Raw genomic sequence first — 24492 nt, forward strand, 5'->3', positions numbered from 1 at the left:
TCCGCCGGTTGCGAAGCCGCAACAACGCCTTGGCCCGCGCAGGCTTTGCCGCTCAATCGCTGCTGCCACCCCCGCAGCTGCTACCGCCACAACTGCTGCCACTGCAGCCGGACGAGCCGCCCTCGCTGTCTGCACTCGTGCTGCTGGCCATATCGGCGCCATCACCAGCGCTGCTGCTGTCGCCCCGGTGGTGGCTGCTGTCGCTGCCCGATACCGGGCTGGACATGGTGTCGGTGCTGCTGCTGGCCGCAGCAGACGCCTGCGCAAAGGCCGCTGCCCATTGGTCCAGCAGCTCCGGCGGGTAATGCCAGCCGTCCTCGATGGCCGCAGCGGCGTCGAGCGCAAACAGCAGCGGAATGCCGCCCAGCAGCGCACCCACCATATAGCGCCGGGTGTGCATCGCCGCATTCCAGCTTGGCTGCATCTGCGAAGCCCGGTCCAGCGAAGCCCCAGCGCTGGATGCTTGCGCCGGCAGGTGGTGGAACATATGCCCAAAGGCGCGCTGGCAAAACTGCTGGTAGCGCCGCGTATCCAGAATGAACGCATGCCACAGCGCATCGGCCAGGCGCGAAGGCATCTGCAGCTGCGCGCGCGGCGCCAGCCAGTGCATGATGAAAAACTGGCGCAGCGCCTCTTCGGCCTGCGCCAGGCTTGCATCGTTCAGGTAGGGGTGGTCACGCCAGATCGCCTTGCGGTAGGCGGCGTCCAGCCGGTACTGCTGCAAAAAACGCAGTTGCCGGCGTTTGCGCAGCATGCGCCAGCCCAGCACGGCCAACAGCGCCGCAACGATGGCAGCAAAGATCAGAAACATCAGACCCGCCCCGCGCCGGCTTGGGCGCGGCAGCAGCCAGGAACGCGATCAAACCTTGGGCACCGGTACATCAATGGCCTCCCCGATGGCATAGAAATGGCCGCCCGCGACATAGTGCAGCGTGCGCAGCGCCTGTGGCGCGGTTTCGAAATGCCAGTGGCCGTCGCGGAACACCCGGTCGTCGGCCCAGGCACCGGTGACCTCGCCAATGAACAGATCATAGCTTTGCTGGTTATGGGGCTCGGGCACCAGCCGGCATTCCAGCCAGGCGGCGCATCCCGCCACCAGCGGGGTCTGCTGGCCTGGCGCATCGAACAGCTGCACACCCAACCGGGCCAGCTTGTCCGGGTGCTGCAGCGCGCTGACGGTGCCCAGCTCCACCGCCAAGGCGGCGATGGGCACGGTGGGCAGCTGCAGCGCAAAGCGGCCGCTGGCCTCCACCAGCGCGCGGGTGCGGGTGGCCTTGTCCAGCACCACGGTCACCTTGGGCGGTGAGAAATCAAGCGCGCAGGCCCAGGCAGCGGCCATCACATTGCGCTCGGCGCCATCGGCGGCCGACACCAGCACCGTGGGCCCGTGGTTGAGCAGGCGGTAGGCCTTCTCCAGTGCGACGGGTTGAAAATGGGGGTCGGCACTGCCAGAGATCAGGTCCATAGGTGGGTCTGCAAGTACAAGATCCCTCCATTGTGCATGTCTGCGTCGCGCTGCGCGGGTTGTGGCTCAATCGATGCGGATCTTCGCGGTCTTGACCACCCGTGCCCATTTGTCGATCTCGGACTGGAGGCGCTGCGCCATCTCTTCGGGCGTGCCGGGATCGGCCTCGGCACCGGCGACATACAGGCGCTGGCGCACCTCCGGGTTCCGCATCACCTGGTTGAAATCGGCATTGACCTTGGCGACCACCTCCTTGGGCGTGCCGGCCGGCGCAAACAGCGCTGCCCAGGAATAGGCCTCGTAGCCGGCCAGGCCCTGCTCGGCAATGGTCGGCACCTCGGGCATCAGCGCCGAGCGCTTGGGGCTGGCAACACCGAGCACCCGCACCTTGCCGCTCTTGATATGGCCAATGGCGGTGGGCGCATCGCTGAACATCATCGCCACCTGGCCACCCAGCACATCGGTCATCGCCGGAGCGCTGCCCTTGTACGGAATGTGCAGCAGCTGGGTGCCCGCATGCATGTTGAACAGCTCGCCCGCCAAATGGGTGCCGCCGCCATTGCCCGAAGACGCAAAGGCCAGGTTGCTTCCAGGCTTTTTGGCCAGCGCGATCAGCTCCTGCACATTCTTGGCCGGCACGCTGGGGTTGACGACCAGAAACACCGGGAACATGGCGGCAAAGCTCACTGGCACAAAGTCCTTCTGGATGTCATAGCCCAGCCTGGCATGCAGCGACGGGTTGACCGAATGGTGGATCGCACCCACAAACAGGCTGTAGCCGTCGGCGGGCTGGCGGGCTGCGGTCTCCGCACCGATGATGCCGCCGCCACCGGCGCGGTTGTCGATAAAGGTGCCCTGGCCCCACAGCTGGCCCAGCGGCGGTACAAAGGCCCGCGCCGTCGTGTCGACCGGGCCACCGGGCGGAAACGGAACGATGAATTTGACCTGCTTGTTGGGGTAGTCGGCCGCATGCGCAGCCCCCGCATGCAGCAGGGGCAGGCCGGCGGCCAGGGGCGCTGCGCCCAGGGCCAGCAGCTGGCGGCGGTTGATGGTGGTGGTCATGCTTGTCTCCAGGCTGTTTTTTTGCGAAACCGCCATCATCGGCCCGGCGCGCTGCTTTGCCCACACCCGTGCCGTTTGTGATTGCGAAACCTCCACTTCGCGCCAGCAGAAATGAAACAGGCGCCATTGATGGTTTTTTCCCATGGCCACAGGCCCGATTCCGGTGCGAACTGCATGCAGGGGCGCCATGTTTGTATAACAATAGCGGCAGCCGCAAACCGCCGATCTGGCGTGCTTCTAGGAAATACCCCACCCCCACCCCCCATGTCCGCTGTATTCAATTTCACCTTTGTGCCCTGGTTCCGTTCGGTGGCGCCTTATATCCATAAGTTTCGCAACCAGACTTTTGTAGTGGGCGTGACAGGTGAGGCGATTGCAGCGGGCAAGCTGCAATCCATTGCCCAGGATCTGGCCTTGATCCAGGCGCTGGGTGTCAAGATCGTGCTGGTGCATGGTTTCCGGCCCCAGGTGAATGAGCAGCTCGCAGCCAAAGGGCATGCGCCGCGCTATTCGCATGGCATCCGCGTAACCGATTCGGTCGCGCTCGATTGCGCCCAGGAGGCCGCCGGCCAGCTGCGCTTCGAGATTGAAGCGGCCTTCAGCCAGGGTCTGCCCAATACGCCGATGGCGGGCGCCACGGTGCGGGTGATCTCCGGCAACTTTGTCACCGCGCGCCCGGTTGGCATTGTCGATGGCGTGGATTTCATGCACTCGGGCCTGGTGCGCAAGGTGGACGTCGGCGGCATCCACCGCACCCTGGACATGGGCGCGATGGTGCTGGTCTCGCCGTTTGGCTTCTCGCCCACCGGTGAAGCCTTCAACCTCAGCATGGAAGAAGTGGCCACGCGCGTGGCGATCGAGCTCAAGGCCGACAAGCTCATGTTCCTGACCGAAGTGGCCGGTATCCGTCTGAACCCGCTGGAAGCCGAAGGAGAAGACAACCCGGTGGACACCGAGCTGCCGCTGGATGCAGCGCAAAAGCTGCTGGCCGAGCTGCCCCCTGCCACCGTGCCGACCGATGTGGGCTTTTACCTGCAGCATTGCGTCAAGGCCTGCAAGGAAGGTGTGGAGCGCAGCCACATTCTGCCGTTTGCCACCGACGGCGCGCTGCTGCTGGAAATCTATGTGCACGATGGCATTGGCACGATGGTGATCGACGAGCGCCTGGAAGAGCTGCGCGAAGCCAAGCCCGATGATGTCGGCGGCATTCTGCAGCTGATCGAGCCCTTCGAGAAGGACGGCACCCTGGTCAAGCGCAGCCGTACCGAGATCGAGCGCGACATCTCTGCCTACACGATCATCGAGCACGATGGCGTGATCTTTGGCTGCGCCGCCCTCTACCCGTACCCGGAAGCGGGCACCGCCGAGATGGCCGCCGTGACGGTATCGCCCCAGAGCCAGGGCACCGGCGACGGCGAAAAATTGCTCAAGCGCATCGAGCAACGCGCCCGCGCCACGGGCTTGAAGAGCATTTTTGTGCTCACCACCCGGACGATGCACTGGTTTCTCAAGCGCGGCTTCCAGCCGGTGGATCCCGACTGGCTGCCCGAGCAGCGCAAGGCCAAGTACAACTGGAGCCGCAAGAGCCAGGTGCTGGTCAAGTACCTGTGATCGCGCGGGCTTGAAGCGCGCACAGCAAAACTGCCCCCTGACCCGGGGCAGTTTTTTTTCGATGCCGGCGCTATCGGTGCCGCCTTAGCCCCAGAGCTTGACCACTTCGGCCGCCACGGTGGCCAGTGCGGCATCGCGGGCCTTGGGCTCGGCCTTGCATTCGGTCAGATAGCTGGTCACCAGGATGGGGGCACCACCGCCTGGCGGCCAGAGCAAGCCCACATCATTGCGCGTGTCAGGACCGGCTCCGGTCTTGTCGCCTACCTTCCAACCCTTGGCGCCCGCGCGCAGGCAGTTGTCCCCGGTGGTGTTGGCAAGCAGCCAAGCTACCAGCTTGTCGCGGCTTGCCGGGCTCAGGGCGGTACCCAGGGTCAAGGTCTGCATGCTGGTCAGCATGGCCAGCGGGCTGGTCGTATCACGTACATCGCCAGGCTTGGACTCGCTCATGGCAGGCTCGATGCGATCCAGCCGCGTGACCTGGTCTTTCAAGCTGCGCATGTAGGCGGTAAAGCCTGCGGGGCCGCCGACACGCTCCAGCAGCAGATTGGTAGCACCGTTGTCGCTCACCGTGACAATGGCGTCGCAAAGCGCGTCGACCGTCATCGGCGCCTTGCCAGCAAACTTCTCGATAACCGGCGAATAGCTCACCAGCGCCGACCGGTCAAAGGTGACCTGTGCATCCAGCTTTTCCTGCCCTGCATCCACGCGGGACAGCACCTGGCCCGCCAGCAGCATCTTGAAGGTACTGCACATCGGGAAACGCTCATCCTGGCGCCAGCCCAGTGCCACGCCCGTGCCGGTGTTCAGCACCGACACCCCCAGCCGCCCACCCACCGAGCGCTCCAGCGCCTCCATCGCGCGTAGAAACGCCCGCTCCGCGGGCGAACGAAGCGCAGGTGTGGCCGCCCAGGCGCGCGACGAGGTCGCTATCATGTTCGCCGCACCCATAGTCAAGAAAAACTTTCTTCTGTACACTGATTCACTCCTTAGAATTCATGGTTCATCGATAGATGACACTGAATTTACCGGGTTAGCGACGTTTTTACCAACGATGAAAACCAAGAAAACCCACAAGAAAAACTTATAGCTTATGCACCTGCCTTTGAATGCCCTGCGCGCTTTCGATGCCGCTGCACGCCACCTCAACCTGACGCGGGCGGCGCTGGAGCTGCATGTGACCCAGGCTGCCATCAGCCAGCACATACGACAGTTGGAGGACCAGTTGGGCAAGCCGCTGTTTCGCCGCCTGCCACGCGGCCTGGCACTGACCGATGAGGGCATGGCCCTGGTGCCGGTGGTGGCCCAGGCCTTTGGCAGCCTGTCGCGGGCGCTGGCGCAGGTACAAGACCGGAGGCCGCACGAGGTGCTGTCCGTGGGCGTGGTGGGCACGTTTGCCGTGGGCTGGCTGCTGCCCCGGCTGCGAGCCTTTCAGGAAGCCCACGCCTTTGTCGACCTGCGGCTGTTCACCCACAACAACCGGGTGGACCTGGCTGGCGAGGGCTGGGATTGTGCGATCCGCTTTGGCGACGGTGCCTGGCATGGCACAGCGGCCCGGCAACTGCTGCAGGCACCGCTGACGCCGATGTGTGCACCAGCCATTGCCGCGCGGATACAGCAACCGGCCGACCTGGCCCATGAGACCTTGTTGCGCTCCTACCGCGCCGGAGAGTGGGAGCAGTGGTTTGCCCATACCCGGCAGACCTGTCCGACGCTGCGTGGCACGGTCTTCGACTCCTCGTTGACCCTGGCCGAGGCAGCTGCGCAAGGACTAGGCGTCGCGCTGCTGCCATTGCGGCTGTTCTCCCGCGATCTGCAGGCCGGCCGCCTCGTGGCGCCGCTGGCGCAATGTCTGGACACCGGCAGCTACTGGCTGACCCAGCTGAAGTCGCGCAGCCCCTCGCTGGCCATGCAGACGTTCGAGCGCTGGCTGCTGGAGCAGTGCAGCCCAGCCGCCGCTGGCCAGTAGCCGGCCGCGATGGTCTCGGGACCCAGGCCGGGCCATCTCCTACAAAGGCCCCGGCGCTTGTCAGACAGTGGGTAAACCAGGCCACGCCTACGATAGGCAGTGACGCGTTCCTGTACTACAAGTCTGCGTCTACGCAGAACCACAACCACCGAGAGGACATCCATGCTTTCCACCCGCTATATCGCCTCCCTGTCCGCTGTTGCTGCCGCCTTGCTGGCTGCAGGTTGCGCCTCTACCGGCGACATCGAAGACCTGCCGCGCCCCAAGTCGGGCCACTGGCAAATCAGTTCCACCGACCAGGATGGCCAGACGGTCCAGTTCCAGGACTGCATGGACAAGGACACTTTCTACAAGACACGTGAGCTGCAGAAGGCCAAGTACGATGTGCAGCAATGCAAGACGAGCAGCCTCCGGGACAGCAATGGCTGGCAGTTCACCTCCAACTGCAAGGTAGGCCAGACGGAGCAGCGCATCGAGAGCAGCCGCAAGATCAGCGGCGATTTCCAGCACAACTTCCATGTGCTGTCGGTCACCAAACAGCAGATGCCCGATGGCAGCACCGTGGAGACCACCCGCAATATCAAGGGCGAATACCTGGGCGCCTGCCCCGCCGGCATCCATCCTGGCGACCGCGTATTCGACGGTGGCGGCAAGATCAACTTCTACGACGTCACGGGCCTGAGCCCCAAGTAAGGTTTGGCACCTGTCCAACAGCCCGGCCATGCCGGGCTTTTTTTACGTCTGCACGCCGGGCCATTTTGCTGATCCAGATCTAGAAATGGGTGATTCAGATACAGTACGATGTTCAGCCGTTGGACTGCGGCCCGCCCTGTGCTGCCTGCGCTGGCGCTGCCCGCCAGCGCCATGCAGCCGTCCCAAGATGGCATGCCAGGGCCCTCCTCGCGTCCACCCGGCTTTTCCTCTGCCATACCCGACAGATGCTGCCCACCGGCAGGCATCTTTCGTAGATTTTCTCCATGTCCCAGCAATACCTTACCGCCGCGCTTTACCAGTTCATCGACCTGCCGGAGTTTGCCCAGTGGCAGCAACCTTTGCAGGCGCTGTGTGACCAGCACCAGGTCAAGGGCTTGCTGCTGCTCGCCCATGAAGGTATCAACGGCACGATCGCCGGCCTGCCCGGCGATGTCCATGCGGTGCTGGACTGGCTCAAGCGCGACCCGCGCCTGGCCCAACTGGTGCACAAGGAAGCCTTTGCCGACAGCAACCCTTTCTACCGCATGCGGGTGCGGCTCAAACAGGAGATCGTCACGCTGGGCGTGCCCGAGCTGAACCCGGCGCTCAACGCCGGCCAGTATGTGAAGCCTGAGGACTGGAATGCGCTGATCAGCCAGCCCGATGTGGTGCTGGTCGACACCCGCAACGACTACGAAGTGGGCATTGGCAGCTTTGAGGGCGCGATCAATCCACGCACCAAGAGCTTCACCGAGTTTCCGCAATGGGTGGCCGAGCAGTCCCAACCGGGTGGCGCGCTGCACGGCAAGCAAAAGGTGGCGATGTTCTGCACCGGGGGCATCCGCTGTGAAAAATCCACCGCCTATATGAAGACCCAGGGCTTTGACGAGGTCTACCATCTTGAAGGCGGCATTCTCAAATACCTGGAGACGGTGGACGCTGACGCATCGATGTGGTGGGGCGACTGCTTTGTGTTTGACGAGCGCGTGTCGGTCGGCCATGGCCTGGTGCGCGGTCCGCACCAGCTCTGCCGCAGCTGCCGCATGCCGCTGGGGGCGGACGAACTGGCGCATGCCCACTATGTGCGCGGCGTCAGTTGCCCCTACTGCCATGGCAGCCGCACGCCTGAGCAACTCGCTTCGCTGGCCGAGCGCCAGCGGCAGATGGACCTGGCGCATGAGCGCGGTGACACCCACCTGGGCCACACCCAGGCCAGCTCGCAGCAGTCGCGCCAGCAAAAAATGGCGGCACAGCAAGAGGCCTTGCAGGGCCTGCCGGTGCTGTACTCCTTCCGCCGTTGCCCGTACGCGATGCGGGCGCGCCTGGCGCTCGCCTACGCCGGCGTGGCCTGCCAGCTGCGCGAAGTGGTGCTCAAGGACAAGCCGCAGGCGCTGCTGGATGCATCGCCCAAGGCGACCGTGCCGGTGCTGGTGCTGGCCGATGGCACCGTGCTGGAAGAAAGCCTGGAGATCATGCTCTGGGCGCTGCGCCAGAATGACCCCGACCAGTGGCTGAGCCCTACCGACGGCAGCCTCGACGAGATGCTCGCGCTCATCGCCCGCCACGACAGCGTATTCAAGCCCGCGCTGGACCGCTGCAAATACCCCAGCCGCTATCCGCAAGCAGATGCGGCTGCCGCAGCGGCCACTGCCCATGCGTTCCTGGACGGCCTGAACCAGCAACTGACTGCCACCGGCTACCTGTTTGGCCGCGACCCGAGCCTGGCCGACATGGCCATCCGTCCCTTTGTGCGCCAGTTTGCCGGTATCGACGAAGCCGCATGGCAGAATCACCCCTGGCCCCATCTGCAAGCCTGGTTGCTGCGTCTGACCGACTCGGCACTTTTTGAGCAGGTGATGGAAAAATACCCTGCCTGGCACCCGGACGAAGCGGGCGTGCTGTTCCGCTGAGCGGGCGCCGCACGCTCCCGGCACGCGAGTGACAGGCACTGCCCGCGGATCCGCAGCCCTGCGCCCGCTGCAGCGCTTGCCCGGCACCGACCGCCTGCGCCCACCCCCGTGCCATGATCCAGTCCATCCAGATCCTGCGTTTTGCCGCCGCCCTGTGGGTGGCGCTCTACCACGCGCGGAACTACCGTTTCTTCCCCGAACTCCCCCCCTGGCTGCGCGCCATCGCCGACGGGGGCTTTGTCGGTGTCGACATCTTCTTTGTGATCAGTGGCGTCATCATGGCGCTGGCCACTACCCACACCGCCACCGGCCTGCGGCCCTCGGCCCAGTTTGTCGCCACCCGCTTTGCCCGCATCTACACGGGCTGGTGGCCCGCGATGCTGCTTTATGCAGCCGGTTTGCAGGCGCTGGGCACCATGCCGCCCGATGTGCATCTGCTGTCGTCCGCGCTGCTCTACCCGGCCAATTTCAGCCTCCATATCAATGCGGTGATCTGGACCTTGGTCTACGAGCTGTATTTCTACCTGCTCATCGGCGCCAGCCTGCTGCTGGCCAAGCCCTGGCGCGACCGCGCGCTGGCGCTCTGGGCGCTGGTCATCGCCGTGCTGGTGCTGTATTACGCCGCAACAGGCCGCTACCGCCCGGACATGTTCTCGCAAGCGACGCCGCTGGTCTGGTTCTATGCCGCGCCGCTGGTGCTCGAGTTCTTTGCCGGGTACTTCTTGTACCGCTGGCTGCAGCGCAGGCCCCAGCAACACTGGTGGGCCTGGCTGCTGGCCAGCGCCCTGCTCTGCGCGGCTGCCGTTTACTACAGCGTCACCGCCACGTTGTATGCGCCGGGCATCGTCGGCTTTTTCCACTGGCCGGAGCGTGCCCTGCTGGTGGGGGCTGCCGCCACCGCCCTGGTCGGTGCCGCCTTGCTGTTGCCAGTGCCCCGGCATGCGGCATGGCGCTTGCTCGCCAAGCTGGGCGACTACGCCTTTGCCATCTATTTGCTGCATCTGCTGGTGTTCCAGCTCGCGCAGCACTCCATCACCTCGATGGCGCTGGAAATACCGCACCGCGCCTTCAGCCTGCTGCTGATGCTGGCGGCGCTGGTCGCGCTGTCTGCGCTGTACTACCACGCCATCGAACACCCCATCTACCAAGCCTGCCGCCGCGCCATTGCGCGCTGGGCGGCTCCCAAGCCATGACCCAAGCCCGTATCCATCTGATCTATGCCCGCGCCCGCAATGGCGTGATCGGCCGCGACAACCAACTGCCCTGGCACCTGCCCGAGGACATGGCTTTTTTCAAGCAAAAGACAGCCGGGGGCACCGTCGTCATGGGCCGCAAGACCTGGGATTCGCTGCCGCCGCGCTTTCGCCCGCTGCCGGGCCGCGAGAATGTAGTCGTCACCCGCCAGAGCGGCTGGCAGCCCAGCCCTGCCAGCGAAAGGGTGCATGTCGCTGCTGACCTGCCGCAGGCGCTGGCCACCGCCCAGGGGCTGGGCCAACCGGTCTGGGTGATTGGCGGCGCGCAGATCTATGCCCAGTCGCTCGCGCTGGCAGACGAGGTCTGGGTGACCGAGATCGACCAGGATTTTGACGGCGACGCCCATGCACCCGGGCTGGATGACCAGTGGCACGAGGTCTCGCGCGAAGCCCAGACCAGCAGCAATGGTCTGCCGTTTGCGTTTGTCTGCTACCAGCGTAGGCAAGCCCCAAAGTCCTGAGTAGGACAGGCCGAGGTCTCAAGGCACCACGCTGGTGCAGCGCAGCAAATTGATGCAAAATGGATTTCATCAAATAGCAATCTGCGGCGTGCCGGACCAAGCGCTGGGGCGACGCAACAAGACGGAACACTGTGACGATGAGCCTGGTACAAGCTTTGCCCGCCGGCCCGTTGGATGTGATCGGCGATGTGCACGGCGAGCGCCTGGCATTGGAAGCGCTGGTCCGGCATCTGGGCTATGACGACAATGGCATCCATCCGGCCGGCCGTACGCTGGTCTTCGTCGGCGATTTCTGTGACAGAGGCCCCGACAGCCCTGGCGTGCTGGCCCTCGTGCGCCGCTGGGTGGAAGCCGGCAATGCCTGCGCCGTGCTCGGCAACCACGAGATCAACCTGCTGCGCGAAGACGCCAAGGACGGCTCGGGCTGGTACTTTGACGAGCGCATCGAGGCCGACAACCTCAAATATGCACCCTATGCGCGTGCGGACAGGGCCTTTGACGACGAAATGCTGCCGTTTTTGCGCCAGTTGCCGCTCGCGCTGGAGCGCGCAGACCTGCGCATCGTTCATGCCGCATGGATCGGCGACAAGATCGACCAGGCCCGGGCACTGCCGCTTGGGCGGGTGGCGCAGGACTATGACCGGCTGGAGCAAGAGGCCTATCTGCACGCAAAAACGCTGGGCATCCCCGCCCAGTTGAAGGCCGAAAACCAGGCCTGGCCCTACCACCTCGAAGATGGCGCCCATTGCCCGCCCTTCATGCCTGCGCATGCCGACAGCGAGTTGAACAAATCCCAGTACAACCCCCTCAAGGTGCTGAGTTGCGGGGTGGAGCGCAGAGGCAGCGAACCCTTCTTTGCGGGCGGCAAATGGCGTTTTGTCGAGCGGGTGGCCTGGTGGGATGCCTATACGGACAGCACACCTGTCGTCGTCGGCCATTACTGGCGCCGCATCCATGAGCTCGACCGCTCGGTGCTGGGCAAGGGGGACCAGGACCTGTTCGCCGATATCGACCCCCACGCCTGGCACGGGCTGCGCGGCAATGTGTTTTGCGTGGACTTTTCCGTGGGCGCGCGCTGGACGGCCCGGCTCGCCGGCCAGCCGCCGGAGCAGGACTTCAAGCTCGCGGCGCTGCGCTGGCCGGAGCGGGTGCTGGTGCTCGATGACGGCAGTGCAGAGCCCACCACCGGCTTTATGCAGGCGGCCGTGCCAGCGCTGGTGTGACGCCTGGGTCAGCCCCTGATGCATGGAAAAAGCGGCCAGTGGCCGCTTCGTCGTTGATGGGCTCGCTGCCCTGTTTGGAGTGCTCGTGCCTTACAGGCCCAGGGCTGCAATGCCCGCCTTGGCGATCTGCGCATCTTCCGGTGCCTTGACACCGCTGACGCCCACAGCGCCCACACATTCGCCGTCCTTCATGATCGGCACGCCGCCTTCGAGCATGCCATCGATCAGCGGGGCGCTCAGGAAAGCGGTGCGGCCACCGTTGATCATGTCTTCAAAACCCTTGCTCTCGCGGCGGCCCAGTGCCGAGGTGCGGGCCTTGGCCACGCAGATGTGGGCCGACACGGGGGCTGCGCCGTCGCGGCGGATCATGCCCAGCAGGTTGCCGCCGTCATCCACCACGGCAATGCTCACAATCCACTGGTTCTTGACCGCTTCGGCCTCGGCCGCATTCAACACCGCCTTGACATCGGCCAACTCCAGCACTGCTTTGGTTTTCATGGTGACTCCTTGGAAAAGATGGGGGGAAACCCCGTTGTTCAGCATGCCAGCATAACGGCATTACAGCGCGCTAATTGATCAGCGGCATCACAGCATTTGTGCCTAAAACGTCGGTAATCCCCATCGGTTTAGGCGGCTGCACCTTCTGCAGCAGCCGGGGCCTCGGCATCGGCCATCTCGGTCTCGGTCTTGACCGACGGCGCATGGCCATCCCACTCAAACACCGCCATGCTCTCGACGTGGGCCGTATGCGGGAACATGTTGACCACACCGGCAGCCACGCAGCGGTAGCCGGCCTGGTGCACCAGCAGACCGGCATCGCGTGCCAGGGTCGCCGGGTTGCAGCTCACATACACAATGCGCTTGGGCGGTGTCCAGTCCTTGGCGCTGTCGGGCAGCGGCGCCGTGTCGGGCACCTGGTGGCGGGCCTTGTGGATATCAGCCAGCGCCTTGGACAGTGCGAATGCGCCTTCGCGCGGTGGATCGACCAGCCATTTGTCAGCCTGGCCATCGGCGAGCAGCATCTCCGGCGTCATCTCGAACAGGTTGCGGGCCACAAAGCGCGTGGGCGCCAGCGCATTGCCTGCGGGGCGGCTGGCATTGTTGGCGGCATAGTTCTCGTGCGAGCGCTGCACCAGCGTCTCCGAGCCTTCGATGCCCAGCACCTCACCGGCCATCGTGCCGATGGGCAGGGTGAAGTTGCCCAGACCGCAGAACCAGTCGATCACGCGCTCGGTCTTCTTCGCATCCAGCAGGCGCAGCGAGCGCGTCACCAGCACCTGGTTGATGTGGGGGTTGACCTGGGTGAAGTCGGTGGGCTTGAACGGCATCGTGATGCCGAAATCGGGCAGTGCATAGGAGAGCTGCTCGCCGATGCCGTCCATCAGGTGCACGGTGTCCGGCCCCTTGGGCTGCAGCCACCATTGCACGTTATGGGCTGCGGCAAAATCGCGCAGGCGCTGCATGTCGGCGTCGCTCAGCGGCTCCAAATGGCGCAGCACCAACGCGGTGACATGGTCGCCGCAGGCCACTTCGATCTGCGGGCAGGTCTCGCGGGCATCGAGGCTGCCGATCAGCGCGCGCATCGGCATCAGCAAGGCATCGACATGCGGAGGCAGGATCTTGCAGGTTTCCATGTCGGCGATGTAGCGGCTCTTGCGCTCATGGAAACCCACCAGCACCTTGCCCTTCTTGGCGACATAGCGCACCGACAGGCGCGAGCGGAAGCGGTAGCCCCAGCTGGGGCCTTCAATGGGGCGCATCACCGTCTCGGGCACCACCTTGCCCAGGTGCCAGAGGTTGTCCTCCAGCACGCGCTGCTTGGTCGCAATCTGGGCGCCCACATGCAGATGCTGCATCTTGCAGCCACCGCAGGCACCGGCATGCAAGCCAAAGTTGGGGCAGCCGGGCCGCACACGCTGCGACGACTCGCGGTGGATCTGCAGCAGATCGGCCTGCTCCCAGTTGTTTTTCTTGCGCCGGGTCTTGGCGCTCACCCATTCGGTGGGCAAGGCACCGTCAACAAAGACGACCTTGCCGTCGGCACGGCGCGCGACACCCTGGGCATCCATGTCCATGGACATGATCTTCAAGGCATCTGCGGGGAATTGGGCCGCCTCGGCGGCATCGGGGGATTCGGAAATGGTCTGTGGGGTCTGCGCTTCGCTCATCCCGGTATTTTCGCAGGCTGGACAATGGCCTGCGGCCAACCTCTGGCAATTTGGCGTGGGCGAACGCAAAAAAGGCAGCCTCTCGGCTGCCCTGCTCGGTATCCAAGGCACCGGCGTGGTGCCAGGCCGCCCATTTACTGCGCAGTGATCATGCTGCCCATGTTCAGTTGGTCCGTCACCATGTTGGCACTGCTCGATGTGCGCTTCTTGGCGCCCGGCAGCGCATGGACTTCGGTGACGCAGACGCTGTTGTTGGGCGTGAAGACCACGCGGCTGCCGCTGGGCAGCTCGCCTGCAGTCTGGTGCAGCGGCTTGGACATGTCGACCGGTGGTTCCGCACTGCGGTAAATCACTTCGTTCTTGCTGTCATAGACCGTGTAGCAGGTCGCCTGCGCCCAGGCCGAGGCGGTGAGCGCCAGCATCGCAAGTGCTGTGGATTTGAAGCTGTAACTGGAACCAGGCATGGTGGAGACTCCCGCAATATTTTTTATCGATCCGGTGAAGTTACCAAATTTTCCCAAACGGCGCATCCCCATTTGCCGGGGAAAGGTCAAGAAAAATCAACCAAAAACAAAAACTTACACAAAACGAGCGCCTGGCGCAGTTTTATTCACACTTGATATTGATAATTATTCTCATCCAGTGCTAAGATTCGCCTATCGCCGCTGTCAGGGGCTGGGTGCATGCAGACATGCCCCCGGCCCTCGCAACGGTGATGGTTTCATCGTGGGGCGACTCTTGGGGCGCGTTCAGCCCCAGGGTCGTTTTGGCCAGCCAACGATCTTTTCGCACAGCCACGCATTTTTTCGATGAAGCCCGCGCAGTCCATGGCCGCTGCCCATCGCCGCCGCCGCGACGGTGTTTGCTGAACGATGGCTCTGCCCTGCTGCACCGGCCCGCGTTGTCCACGGCTCCGCAATCTCCACCACCCGCTGCTACAGCTCGCCTTGCCGCAATCCGCTCGAGCGCCTCACCTGGCGTTCCGTCGCCTCTTCCAACACCGAGAAGTTACTGCTGCCGCCTGCCACCACGGTCAGCCAGCGCTTGGCCCGGGTCATGCCGGTGTAGACCAGCTCGCGGGTCATGATGGGCGACAGGCTGGGCGGCAACACCACGGCCGCATGGCTGAACTCCGAGCCCTGCGACTTGTGGATCGTCATCGCATAGACGGTCTCCACGGCCTGCAAGCGGCTGGGCAGCACCCAGCGCAGACCTTCGCTGGTCGCAAAAACCACGCGCAGCGCACCCGGTGCCATACCGGCCCCGCCGGTCACGGGCGCCTGGTTCGCCGGCATCTGCACGGTGATGCCGATATCGCCATTCATCAGCTTGAGGCTGTAGTCATTGCGGGTCACCAGCACCGGGCGGCCGGCATACCAGCCGCTGCTTTGTGCAATCAGCTCGCGGTGGGCCAGCAGCTGGGCAATGCGCTCGTTGAGCCCTTCCACACCCCAGGGACCACTGCGCAGCGCGCAGAGCACCTGGAACTCGCCATGCGCCTTCAACAGCCGCAGCGCCCAGGCATTCAAGGCCTCGGGGCCGGGGTTGGGCGGCATCTCGCGCAGCACCTGCAGGTAGTGGCCATAGCCCACGGGCCCGGCATCGCGCTTGGCGGCGCTGTCGACAAAGCGCTTGCCGCCGCCATCGAGCACCAGTTGCGCGAGAGATGAATGTGTCGGGTCCGGTACCGCATACGCGGCCAGATCGGGGTAGCCTGCCTTCAGCAGCGGCTTGATGGCCTTGCGCCTTCCGGCATTGACGACACCGGCCAACTGGCCGATGCCGCTGTCGGCATGGAAACGGTGGCTGACCCGCAGCATCACCACCGCCTGGTCCAGCGGCTTGCCTGCGATATCTTGCAGCTCCGCAGGCACCTGCTGGCCGGTCACCTGCTGCAGCCATTGCGCCGTCTCGTGCCAGTAGAGGCCGCGCTCGGCCTGGGCGCAAAGCTCCCCGAGCACCGCGCCGGCTTCCACCGATGCGAGCTGGTCCTTGTCGCCCAGCAGCACCAGACTGGCCTGCGGCGGCAGCGCCGACAGCAGGGCTGCCATCATCTCCAGGTCAACCATCGACGCTTCATCGACGACCAGCACATCCAGCGCCAATGGGTGCTGGGCATCATGGCGAAAATGCCGGCTGTCAGGCCGGCTGCCCAGCAAACGGTGCAAGGTCTGGGCTTCCGACGGGATCAGCGGCTTCAAGCTCCGGGGCCCGCCACCCTCTGCCGGCGGCAAGGCAGGCAGCTGCGCATCATCGAGGCGCTGCAAGGCCTGCACGATGGATTCGGACAAGCGCGCCGCCGCCTTGCCGGTGGGCGCCGCCAGGCAAATGCGCAGGGGCCGGCCGCCTTGCTGCAAGGCCATGCTTTGCAGCAGCGCCAGCAGCTTGACGACGGTGGTGGTCTTGCCGGTGCCCGGGCCGCCGGTAATGATCGAAAACGCGCTCGATGCTGCTAAGGCGCAGGCCATTTTTTGCCAGTCGGGCGAATCGGGAACCTGGTGCGGTGCCGGTGCAAACACCTGGTCCAGTGCCTGGCGCAGCATCGCATCCTGCGCGGCACTGCGGCCCTGGCGCAAATGCTGGCTGGCAGTGATGCGCTGGCCAATGGCCTGCGCCACGTCCTGCTCGTACTGCCAGTAGCGGCGCAGATAGAGGCGATCGCCCTGCAACACCAGCGGTGTGCCACCCTGGCTGGGCTTGCCCGGTGCCGCCACCAGCGCGCTGGCCTGCAGCACCGACTGCCATTGCAGCAAGTTGACCTGGGCCAGCAGCTCGCTGGGCAGCGGCAATGGCGTAGGCTCGGTCGCGCCGCTGCCCTGCGCAGCGGTATCGGGTGGCAGCGACAGCGCAAAACGGCTGTTGTCCAACGTGGCTTGCAGATCCAGGCAGACATGGCCACGGCCCAGCTGGTGGCTGGCCAGTGCAGCGGCCAGCAGCACCAGTGGCGATGCGCCGGGATCGAGTTCATGCAGAAAAAGCACCAGCGCCTGGTCCAGGCTGCGCAGCCAGCCATGGGCGGTCCAGCGTTCTACCGTGTGCAGCAGGCTGGCGGTCGCGCCGTCCGGCACGGCCGGCGTACGTACTGCGGATTGCTGGTGGGGCACGCCCTGCGGGGGCATGCCGTCCTCGGGTTCTGTCGTCATTGCATTCTTCATCATTGCGCAAACAGCGCATCGAGCGCATCCATCAGCGCGCGCGGGGGTTTGTCCTGGTAGAGACCCTGGTGCTCCGCACCCACGCCTCGCAAAAACCAGTACTGCACGCCGCCCACATCGCGCTCGTAGTCATAACCGGGCAGGCGCTGCTGCAGCAAGCGGTGCAGCGCATAGGTGTACAGCACATACTGCAGGTCATAGCGGTGTTGCAGCACAGCAGCCGCCATGGCCTGCGGCGTGTAGGCCGTACTGTCGGCGCCCAGCCAGTTGGATTTGTAGTCCATCATGTAATAGCGGCCGCCATGCTCGAACACCAGGTCCATGTAGCCCTTGAGCATGCCATGGAGCTGATTGGGGAGCAGCGCCGGCCTCGGCTGGCCCGGCAGCACATGCTGCTGCACGAGCGTGTCGAGCTGACCGGTCGAGGCCCGGTTGATCGACAGCCAGAACTCCATCTCAACCTGGTAATCGCCCAGCGACTGCAGTGCGGCAGGCGTCTCGCTCGGGGCACCCTGCAGCAGCAACGGCGTCTGCAGCCATTGCCGGACGAAGCCTTGCAAGGGTGCGGCCCAGTCCCCCCAGCCGCGCACCTGGCAGCGGTAGGCGATGATGCCATCCAATGCCGCTGGTTTGCTCATTACCGTGGCAAAACCCTCTTGCGCGCACCACTCCAGCAGGCCGTGCAGAAAGTTGCCCGCATCCGGGCCTTTGGGGAACGCATGCAGGCTGCCCGGCTGCGGCTGGCCGGGCGCGGTGGCCTCGGGCAGTGCTTCCTGGGGCTCGAGGTACTGGTCCTGCTCTGCGGTTTCGGGCTCGGCCGCAGTGACGGCTTCTTCGGTCCACAGGCCTTGCGAGGGGAGCGCCAGGCCCAGCCGCTCGGTCAGTGCAGAGAAACTGGCGATCCACCAGTGCTCATCGGCTTGTCTGCGGGGGCGGCGCGCCGGGTGGACGGCCGGCGGCCGCTCGGGCTGGTAGCGCTGCAGGCTGACCTCGGGGACCGGCTGCACTGCCATCTGCGGGCAGCGGCTGGCAAATTCCTGCAGGTAGGCATGCAGCGCCAGATCGGGCAGCTTTTGCCCGCCCGCCAGCAGGTAACCGACAGCGCTTTTCTCCAGGCTGCCCGCCCGGCTCATGCCCTTGGCGAGCGGCGCCACGCCCAGCCACAGCGCGTACTGGGCGCGCGTCAGTGCCACATAGAGCAGGCGCATGTCTTCGCTCAGGCGCTCGTCGTTGTGGGCGCTGACCGCCTCGGCATGCTTGTTGTTCAGCTCCACGACCAGGTCACCCGAAGCAGCATCGTGGTACTGCGCATAGCCCCGGCTCTTGCCGTCAAAATCGCGCCAGCTGCTGATGAAGGGCAGCAGCACCAGCGGGTATTCCAGGCCCTTGGACTTGTGGATGGTGACCACCTTGATCAGGTCCGCATCGCTCTCCAGGCGCAGGATCTCCTCCTCACCCTCGGGGCTGTCCATCTGCTCGGCCAGGCGCCGGATCAGCGCCTGCGCACCCTCCACCTCGGTCGAAGCACGCTGCAGCCATTCGGCCAGGTGCAGCACATTGGTCAGGCGCCGCTCGCCGCCGGTCTGGCCGAGCCAGCGGGCGGGCAGGTCAAAATCGAGCAGCCACTGGCGCAGCATCGGCAACACGCCTTTTTTCTGCCACAGCTGCTGCAGTACACGTGTGCGCAGCGCCAGGTGCTCCCAATGCTGTTCATCATGGTTGAGCCGCTCCAGTTCCTGCCACGACCAGTCCATCGACGCGGTGGCCAGCGCCACCCGCAGCAGGCCGTCATCGCCAGGCGCATTGACGGCGCGCAGCCAGCGCAGCATGTCAGCGGCCTCGCCCGTCTGGAACACCGAGTCGCGGTCCGACAGGTAGACACTGGCCAGGCCCCGGTCCTTGAGCGCATCGCGCACCAGCTCGGCCTCGGCACGGCCCCGCACCAGAATGGCGATGTCGGCCGGACGCAGCGGCCGGCCCAGCGCATCCGGCGATTGGCCAAAACCGGCCTGCCCGGCCCGGGCAGCATTGAGCCAGGCGGTGATCTGGCTGGCGGTCGACTGTGCCATGCGCTGGCGGTAGGCGGATTCGGCCACGCCGGTACGCGCGCTCTTGCCAGTGCCTGCGGCATCGCCATACTCGTCGGAGGCTTCAGCCTGCGGCTGCATGCCCGCTTCCATGGTCCACAGGGTGATCGCCGCAGGGGCTGCGCCTTGTAAGAAGAGCGCATCGGCCCGCCCGTGCGCACCGACCGCCACAAAGGGCACCGGGTTGCGCTGCGCGTCCTCGCGGAAGCGAAAGGCCGCCCGGGGATGGCCCTCGGCATGCACAAAGCAATGGTTGATGGCCTCCACGACCGCCTGGGTGGAGCGGTAGTTGGTGCCCAGCGAGTAATGGCGCCCCTGGGTGGCAGCGCGGGCGCGCAGGTAGGTGTAGATATCGGCACCGCGAAACGCGTAGATCGCCTGCTTGGGGTCGCCGATCATGAACAGGCCCTGCGCGGGGTCGTTGTCCGCGATGCGGTAGATGCGTTCAAAAATGCGGTATTGGAGTGGATCGGTGTCCTGGAACTCATCGATCATTGCCACCGGAAACTGGCTGCGGATGCGCTGCGCAAGAGCGTCGCCCCCGGGCGCATGCAACGCTGCATCCAGGCGCTGCAGCAGGTCGTCAAACCCCAGTTCGCCACGGCGCTGCTTCTCGCCCTCCAGCGCGCGCTGTATGTGGGCCATTGCATGGCGCAGCAGCAGCGGCTTGAGCGGCGTGGCCGCTTGTGCGTCTTGCGCCACCGCCTCCAGCCAGGCGTCGATCGCAGCAAAGGCCGCATGCTCGGGCACCACGACCCCTTTTTTGGCCTTGATGCCCGACTGGCCGAAGGCCCGAATCTTGGCGGGCGCCGGCTCGCCAGCACTCCAGGCCGCCATCGCGGCCAACCAGGCCTCGAACACGCCTGGCTCGTCCTTCTTGGGATAGGTGACGCCGTTGAGGCCCGGCACCAGCGCGATGAGCAACGCCTCCAGCTCGGCCCGGTGCTGCTGCCACAACTGGCGGGCGGCATTCTCCAGCGCACCATGGCGGGCGGCAGCCTCGCTGGCCTGGGCCAGCAAAGCCGGCAGGTCGACCTGGCCGGCAGGCGCCAGTTGCGCGCCCTCGTAGCGCCAGTCGGCATCCTGGCGGCTGAGCATGGGCTGGATGGCCTGCTGCAAGACCTGGGGCGTGGCCACCACCTGCAGCAAGCTGCGCAGCGACGTCGCGGGCAGGTCGTAGAACTGGCGGCGCCAGTAGTCCTGCACCACCTGGGTCAGCAATTCGCTCTGGTCGGTGATGAGGCTTTGCTGGAACAGGCTGCCGCTGTCAAATGCATGTTCGCGCAGCATGCGGTAGCACCAGCTGTGGATGGTGGATACCGCTGCCTCATCCATCCAGTTGGCGGCCTCATGCAGCACACGGGCGCAGGCAGGCCAGCGGCTGCTGGGGTAATCGGCCCGCAGCGCCAGCAGCAAGGGGTCCGTCGCCTCTTCGCTGCCGCTGCCCTCCGGGTCCCGCGCGAACAGCTGGGCCGCTTCGGACAGGCGGTGACGAATGCGGTCGCGCAGTTCCTGCGTGGCCGCATCGGTAAAGGTCACCACCAGAATATCGGGCGGCGCCAGAGGCCGCCCAAAGGCCTGCTCTCCTCCATGCTGCAGCACCAGCCGCAGGTACAGCGCAGCAATCGTATAGGTTTTGCCGGTGCCGGCACTGGCTTCGATCAGCCGGCTGCCCCACAGCGGAAAACGCAGGGGATCCAATGCCAAGGTGGTATCGGGTGGCATCGCGCTCATCGCGGCCCCTCCCCATCGCCCGCACCACCCTCTGCAAAGCGCGCCAGCGCCTGCGGATGCTGGCCATTGACCAGTTGCACATGGGCGAGCATGTCGCCATACAGCTGCTGGGCCACGTCCAGCAGACCGGCAGCCAGCAGCGCATCAAAATCCGGAAACGCCCGGGCCAGCTCGGCCGAGCGTTGCAGCTCGCCCGTGCCCCGGTAGCTGTCGTCGTACAGCGACGCCAGCTGCCCGGTCGATGCGGCCGGTGACAGGCTGGCGATGGAGGTACGAACCGCTGCCGGCAAGGGCGCGCGCATGCCTTGCTGCCACAGCGCCAGCAACTGGCGCCACGCCGTCCGGGCATCGCCAGCGGCCAGCGCAGGAAACACTGCAATGCCCGATTCGGTGCAGACCACGGTCGTCAGCGCCTGGCCGGCGTTGTGCCAGGCCAGGTGCTCCACCCAGGCGCGCACCAGGCGGTCATAGCGCAGCTGCTCGCCGGCATGCAAGCGGCCGGCGGACAGGCTGATCTTGGCGGCATGCCGCTGGCCGGCGGCATCAGTCCAGCGCAGACCGCGCAGCCAGTCGGCCACCGCCGGGCCCTGCGTGCCGCCGCTGTAGCGCAGCTCCAGCGCATCGCTGCCCGCCTGCGGCCAATAGCGCAGCGCTGCCGCATACACCTGCAGCGCACGCAGGGCCGCGTCGCAGGCGGGCTCGAGCGCGCAATCGGCAAAGGCGCGCAGCGGCAGCCGCCCTTCCAGCCGCAGCCGCTGGGCCGCAGCATCGAGCTGCGCGCGCAGCTGGGGCGCATCGGCCGCCGCACCGGGGTTGTCGCGCACCCAGGGCTCCAGCGCGCTCAGCAAGCCAGCCTGCAGGCTCCAGGCCTGCAGGCCGTCCGGGGCAAACATCTCCTCGTCCTGGCCGGTCAGGTCCTCGTCTTCAAAAAACACGCGCAGGCGCTGGCGGAAGAATGCGGCGACGGGCTTTTGCGCAAAGTCCTGCAGTTGGCGCAGGTTCAGCGCTGCGTCAAGCCCCATCTCCGGCAAGGCCTCCAACGCGTCTTCGTCTGCCCCGGTCGGCAGGCCTTCACCGTGCACACCATGCCACTCCTGCGCATAGGTATAGAGGCCATCGCTGCCCGCCTGCGCAGGGGGCTGTGCGAAGTAGCGCGGGCTGAAGGGTTGCAGCGGGTGCTCCTGCGTGAGGGCGCGCAGCAGCGCCTGCCCCGAGGCAGGGCCCGACAGCCCGGCGGGGGCGCCTGCCAACTGCCAGCCCTGGGCAAGATGGTCGCGCAGCTGGCCGATCAGCACCGATGGCGGGCGGGCCGTGCTATCACGGATGCTGCGCCCTACCCAACTGATGTAGAGTTGCTCGCGGGCCGACAACACAGCTTCCAGCAGCAAGTAGCGGTCATCATCGCGGCGCGAACGGTCGCCGGGCCGGTACTGCTGGCGCATCAGGTCAAAGTCCAGCACCGACACCGGGCGCGGATAGGCCCCATCGTTCATGCCCAACAGGCACACCACGCGAAAAGGAATCGCGCGCATCGGCATCAGGCTGCAAAAGCTCACCGCCCCCGCCATGAAGCGCTGGTTCAAGCTGCTGGTATCCAGGCCTGCCAGCCAGGCCTCGCGTGCCACACACAGCGGCAACGCTTCGTCAAACGCTGCCGCCTCGCATTGGCCCAGCCAGCGTTCCAAGCCTTGCAGCAGCTGCATCTGCAGCAGTTTTTCATGGTCTTGCTGAGGATCGAACAGCAGCTCCAGCACCGTTCGTGCTCGTTCCACCCAGGCACCGGGCGATACCTCCTGGTCCAGCAGACTGCAGGCTTGCTCCAGTGCGCGCAGCAGGGCCGCCAGGCCACCCAGTGCTGCGGCATCGAGACCGCCAATCTCATCGTAGGGCTGGATATCGTCCAGCGCCTGACCGCGCCCCACGGCAAAGCCCAGCAGCATGCGGCGCAGGCCGAAGCGCCAGCTGTTGGTCTCCCCGGCCTGGGCCAGGCCAATGCGTGCGCGCTGCGCGGCATCCAGCCCCCAGCGCACACCGGCGCCTTCAATCCAGCGGTGCAGCAAGGCCAGATCATCCGGGTCAATGCCAAAGCGCTGGCGCACCGCATCGACGGCCAGCAGATCGAGCACTTCGCTGACGGCAAAGCGGCTCTCGGGCATGGCCAGTACATGCTCCAGCGCAACCAGCATCGGCTCGCGCCCGCGCTGGCTCTGGTCGGCCAGCGAATAGGGAATAAAACGCGCATCGCTGCGGGCTATGCGGCCAAACACCGCATCGATATGCGGTGCATAGACCTGGATGTCGGGCACCATGACGATGATGTCACGCGGGCGCAGGCCCGGGTCGGCGCCCAGGCGGGCGAGCAACTGGTCGTGCAGCACCTCCACCTCGCGCTGCGGGCTATGCGCGGTCTGGAAGCGGATGGAGCCATCCTGCGCCGGGTCCACCTCCGGCCACAGCGCGCGGCTTTCGGCCAGCGGCCGCAGGTCCAGGATGTCGTCCTGCAACTGGGCCAGCATGTGGCGGGGCTCGGCCTCGCCAAACAGATCAATGCGCCCGCCGTTGACCGGGCTCAGCAGCGCGGCGTACTGGTCAGGCTGGTCGAATTCGTCAATCAGGTGGATATAGTCGCGCCCCTGCTTGCCCCAGGCGGCCAGCAGCGGGTGGGCATGCTGGTGCAGGTCATCGTCGTGGATGAGCCCCTGCATGCTGCCCTTGCGCTGTTGCCGCCGGTACTGGTGGCGCAGCAAATCCTTGTCGGCAACGATGTCCGACCAATGGTGGCGGCAGGGGTTGTGCACGCACAGCAGCACCTGGCTGCTGCGCGACATGGCAGCCAGCGCCTGCAAGGTCTGCGCCGGCATCGAAGAAATGCCAAATACCACCACCCGGCGCGGCAGCCCGGGCATGTGCCGGGCCTGGGGCGACTGCCAGTACTGCACGAAGCGCTGGTGCACGGCGGCGCGGCTGGTCTCCATGCCGGCAGCTCCCACGTCGTCCAGCAAGCTGCGCCACAGCTGTGCCTGCCAGCGCTGCTCCTGCTCCAGCGGTTTCGCATCGCCGCGCGCACTGCGCAGCTGGTCACGGCCTTCCGCCCAGTCGCGCAGCCAGTCGGCGCGGTAGACCTGGTACTGGTCGAACAGGTCGGCGATGCGCTCGGCCAGTTGGAAGCGCCGGCGCTGGTCATGGTCCTCGGCGAGAAACCGCTGCAGCGCGGCGAACGCTGGCTGGGCCAGCAGACCGGGCAACAGGCGCATCAGGCGCCAGGTCAGCGGCTGCTTGTCCAACGGCGAGATTTCGGGGACCTCATGCTTGCCGAGCACTGCCCGGTAGGCCTGCCACAGAAACTGCGCGGGCAACTGCAGATCGACGGCGGCAGTGATGCCGCATCCCCCTTCCGCAACCGGCTGCGCCATCGACAGCTTGAGCCACTGCGCAATGCCATTGCTCTGCACCAGGATCGTCTCGCTCTCCAGGGGCCGCAGCGGGTAGCGCTGCATCCAGGCCACGACCAGGTCACGCAGAGCCTCCGGATGGTTGCTGTGTATCACCATCAGGCCGGGGGTCATCGCTGGGACGGGGGAAGATTGCATCAGAGGGGGAAAGATCGGTCGGGCTGTGCCAGCTTGGGACTGTAACGCAGGCCCAGCCCACCGCGATTGCAAAGGTCGGTGAGGCCGATAAAAAAGGCAGCCGAAGCTGCCTGT

General features: G+C 65.7%; 18 protein-coding genes and 1 pseudogene. 9 read left to right on the forward strand and 10 right to left on the reverse strand.

What is annotated here, in order from left to right:
- Window positions 1-52: 52 nt before the first annotated feature.
- From ACCQ08_RS04300 to ACCQ08_RS04310, 3 genes are all read right to left on the reverse strand, one after another.
- Entirely contained in the window at window positions 53-811 is a 759-nt protein-coding gene (locus ACCQ08_RS04300; RefSeq protein ID WP_373448997.1) for a hypothetical protein, read from the reverse strand.
- Between the two features lie 48 nt (window positions 812-859).
- Window positions 860-1465, reverse strand: coding sequence for a flavin reductase family protein (locus ACCQ08_RS04305; protein ID WP_373448998.1), 606 nt, complete (start codon window positions 1463-1465; stop codon window positions 860-862).
- 66 nt (window positions 1466-1531) lie between these two features.
- A complete protein-coding gene (locus tag ACCQ08_RS04310) occupies window positions 1532-2527 on the reverse strand; it encodes a tripartite tricarboxylate transporter substrate binding protein (RefSeq protein ID WP_312409204.1) in 996 nt (331 codons plus the stop codon).
- 264 nt (window positions 2528-2791) lie between these two features.
- Here ACCQ08_RS04310 and argA point away from each other — a divergent pair, with 264 nt between their 5' ends.
- A complete protein-coding gene (gene argA / locus ACCQ08_RS04315) occupies window positions 2792-4138 on the forward strand; it encodes an amino-acid N-acetyltransferase (protein ID WP_312409205.1) in 1347 nt (448 codons plus the stop codon).
- A gap of 84 nt (window positions 4139-4222) precedes the next feature.
- Here argA and bla read toward each other — a convergent pair whose 3' ends face one another.
- A complete protein-coding gene (bla, locus tag ACCQ08_RS04320; protein ID WP_373448999.1) occupies window positions 4223-5071 on the reverse strand; it encodes a class A beta-lactamase in 849 nt (282 codons plus the stop codon).
- Window positions 5072-5228: 157 nt separating this feature from the next.
- On the opposite strand from bla, the gene ACCQ08_RS04325 reads away from it, so the two are divergent.
- From ACCQ08_RS04325 to ACCQ08_RS04355, 7 genes and pseudogenes are all read left to right on the forward strand, one after another.
- Entirely contained in the window at window positions 5229-6104 is an 876-nt protein-coding gene (locus tag ACCQ08_RS04325; RefSeq protein ID WP_312451357.1) for a LysR substrate-binding domain-containing protein, read from the forward strand.
- A 162-nt stretch (window positions 6105-6266) separates the two neighbouring features.
- Window positions 6267-6797 carry a DUF3617 family protein gene (locus ACCQ08_RS04330; RefSeq protein WP_239812185.1) on the forward strand — a complete coding sequence of 177 codons (531 nt, stop codon included), beginning with the start codon at window positions 6267-6269 and terminating at the stop codon, window positions 6795-6797.
- 284 nt (window positions 6798-7081) lie between these two features.
- Window positions 7082-7996: pseudogene (locus ACCQ08_RS04335) on the forward strand (rhodanese-related sulfurtransferase); the annotation flags it as partial.
- A gap of 42 nt (window positions 7997-8038) precedes the next feature.
- Window positions 8039-8707: a glutathione S-transferase gene (locus ACCQ08_RS04340; protein WP_373449081.1), complete on the forward strand. Its 669-nt coding sequence runs from the start codon at window positions 8039-8041 to the stop codon at window positions 8705-8707.
- 113 nt (window positions 8708-8820) lie between these two features.
- Window positions 8821-9900, forward strand: coding sequence for an acyltransferase family protein (locus tag ACCQ08_RS04345; protein ID WP_373449000.1), 1080 nt, complete (start codon window positions 8821-8823; stop codon window positions 9898-9900).
- On the forward strand, window positions 9897-10421 hold the full coding sequence (locus tag ACCQ08_RS04350) for a dihydrofolate reductase (RefSeq protein ID WP_239812187.1): 525 nt from the start codon (window positions 9897-9899) through the stop codon (window positions 10419-10421). The genes ACCQ08_RS04345 and ACCQ08_RS04350 overlap by 4 nt, the downstream gene beginning before the upstream one ends.
- 137 nt (window positions 10422-10558) lie before the next feature.
- Window positions 10559-11644, forward strand: coding sequence for a metallophosphoesterase (locus ACCQ08_RS04355; protein WP_239812188.1), 1086 nt, complete (start codon window positions 10559-10561; stop codon window positions 11642-11644).
- Window positions 11645-11734: 90 nt separating this feature from the next.
- Here ACCQ08_RS04355 and ACCQ08_RS04360 read toward each other — a convergent pair whose 3' ends face one another.
- The 3 genes from ACCQ08_RS04360 to ACCQ08_RS04370 form a co-directional block, all read right to left on the reverse strand.
- Entirely contained in the window at window positions 11735-12142 is a 408-nt protein-coding gene (locus tag ACCQ08_RS04360) for a heme-binding protein (protein ID WP_312409210.1), read from the reverse strand.
- Between the two features lie 128 nt (window positions 12143-12270).
- Window positions 12271-13812, reverse strand: coding sequence for a 23S rRNA (uracil(1939)-C(5))-methyltransferase RlmD (gene rlmD / locus ACCQ08_RS04365; RefSeq protein WP_373449001.1), 1542 nt, complete (start codon window positions 13810-13812; stop codon window positions 12271-12273).
- A gap of 134 nt (window positions 13813-13946) precedes the next feature.
- The gene (locus tag ACCQ08_RS04370) at window positions 13947-14276 is read right to left on the reverse strand and encodes a hypothetical protein (RefSeq protein WP_239812190.1); all 330 of its coding nucleotides are present in this window, start codon (window positions 14274-14276) and stop codon (window positions 13947-13949) included.
- Here ACCQ08_RS04370 and ACCQ08_RS04375 point away from each other — a divergent pair.
- Window positions 14275-14625, forward strand: coding sequence for a hypothetical protein (locus ACCQ08_RS04375; RefSeq protein WP_373449002.1), 351 nt, complete (start codon window positions 14275-14277; stop codon window positions 14623-14625). The genes ACCQ08_RS04370 and ACCQ08_RS04375 overlap by 2 nt on opposite strands.
- 122 nt (window positions 14626-14747) lie before the next feature.
- Here the strand turns inward: ACCQ08_RS04375 and recD are convergent, their stop codons facing one another.
- Genes recD through recC form a run of 3 tightly spaced genes read right to left on the reverse strand, consistent with a single transcriptional unit; the run spans window position 14748 to window position 24378 of the window.
- Entirely contained in the window at window positions 14748-16955 is a 2208-nt protein-coding gene (recD, locus tag ACCQ08_RS04380) for an exodeoxyribonuclease V subunit alpha (protein WP_373449003.1), read from the reverse strand.
- 11 nt (window positions 16956-16966) lie between these two features.
- Entirely contained in the window at window positions 16967-20788 is a 3822-nt protein-coding gene (gene recB / locus ACCQ08_RS04385) for an exodeoxyribonuclease V subunit beta (protein ID WP_373449004.1), read from the reverse strand.
- Window positions 20785-24378, reverse strand: a complete 3594-nt coding sequence (gene recC, locus ACCQ08_RS04390) for an exodeoxyribonuclease V subunit gamma (protein ID WP_373449005.1) — start codon at window positions 24376-24378, stop codon at window positions 20785-20787. The genes recB and recC overlap by 4 nt, the downstream gene beginning before the upstream one ends.
- Window positions 24379-24492 lie beyond the last annotated feature (114 nt).

Origin of the sequence: Comamonas sp. SY3 (assembly GCF_041730275.1) — a bacterium.
Taxonomy (GTDB): Bacteria; Pseudomonadota; Gammaproteobacteria; order Burkholderiales; family Burkholderiaceae_C; genus Comamonas; species Comamonas sediminis.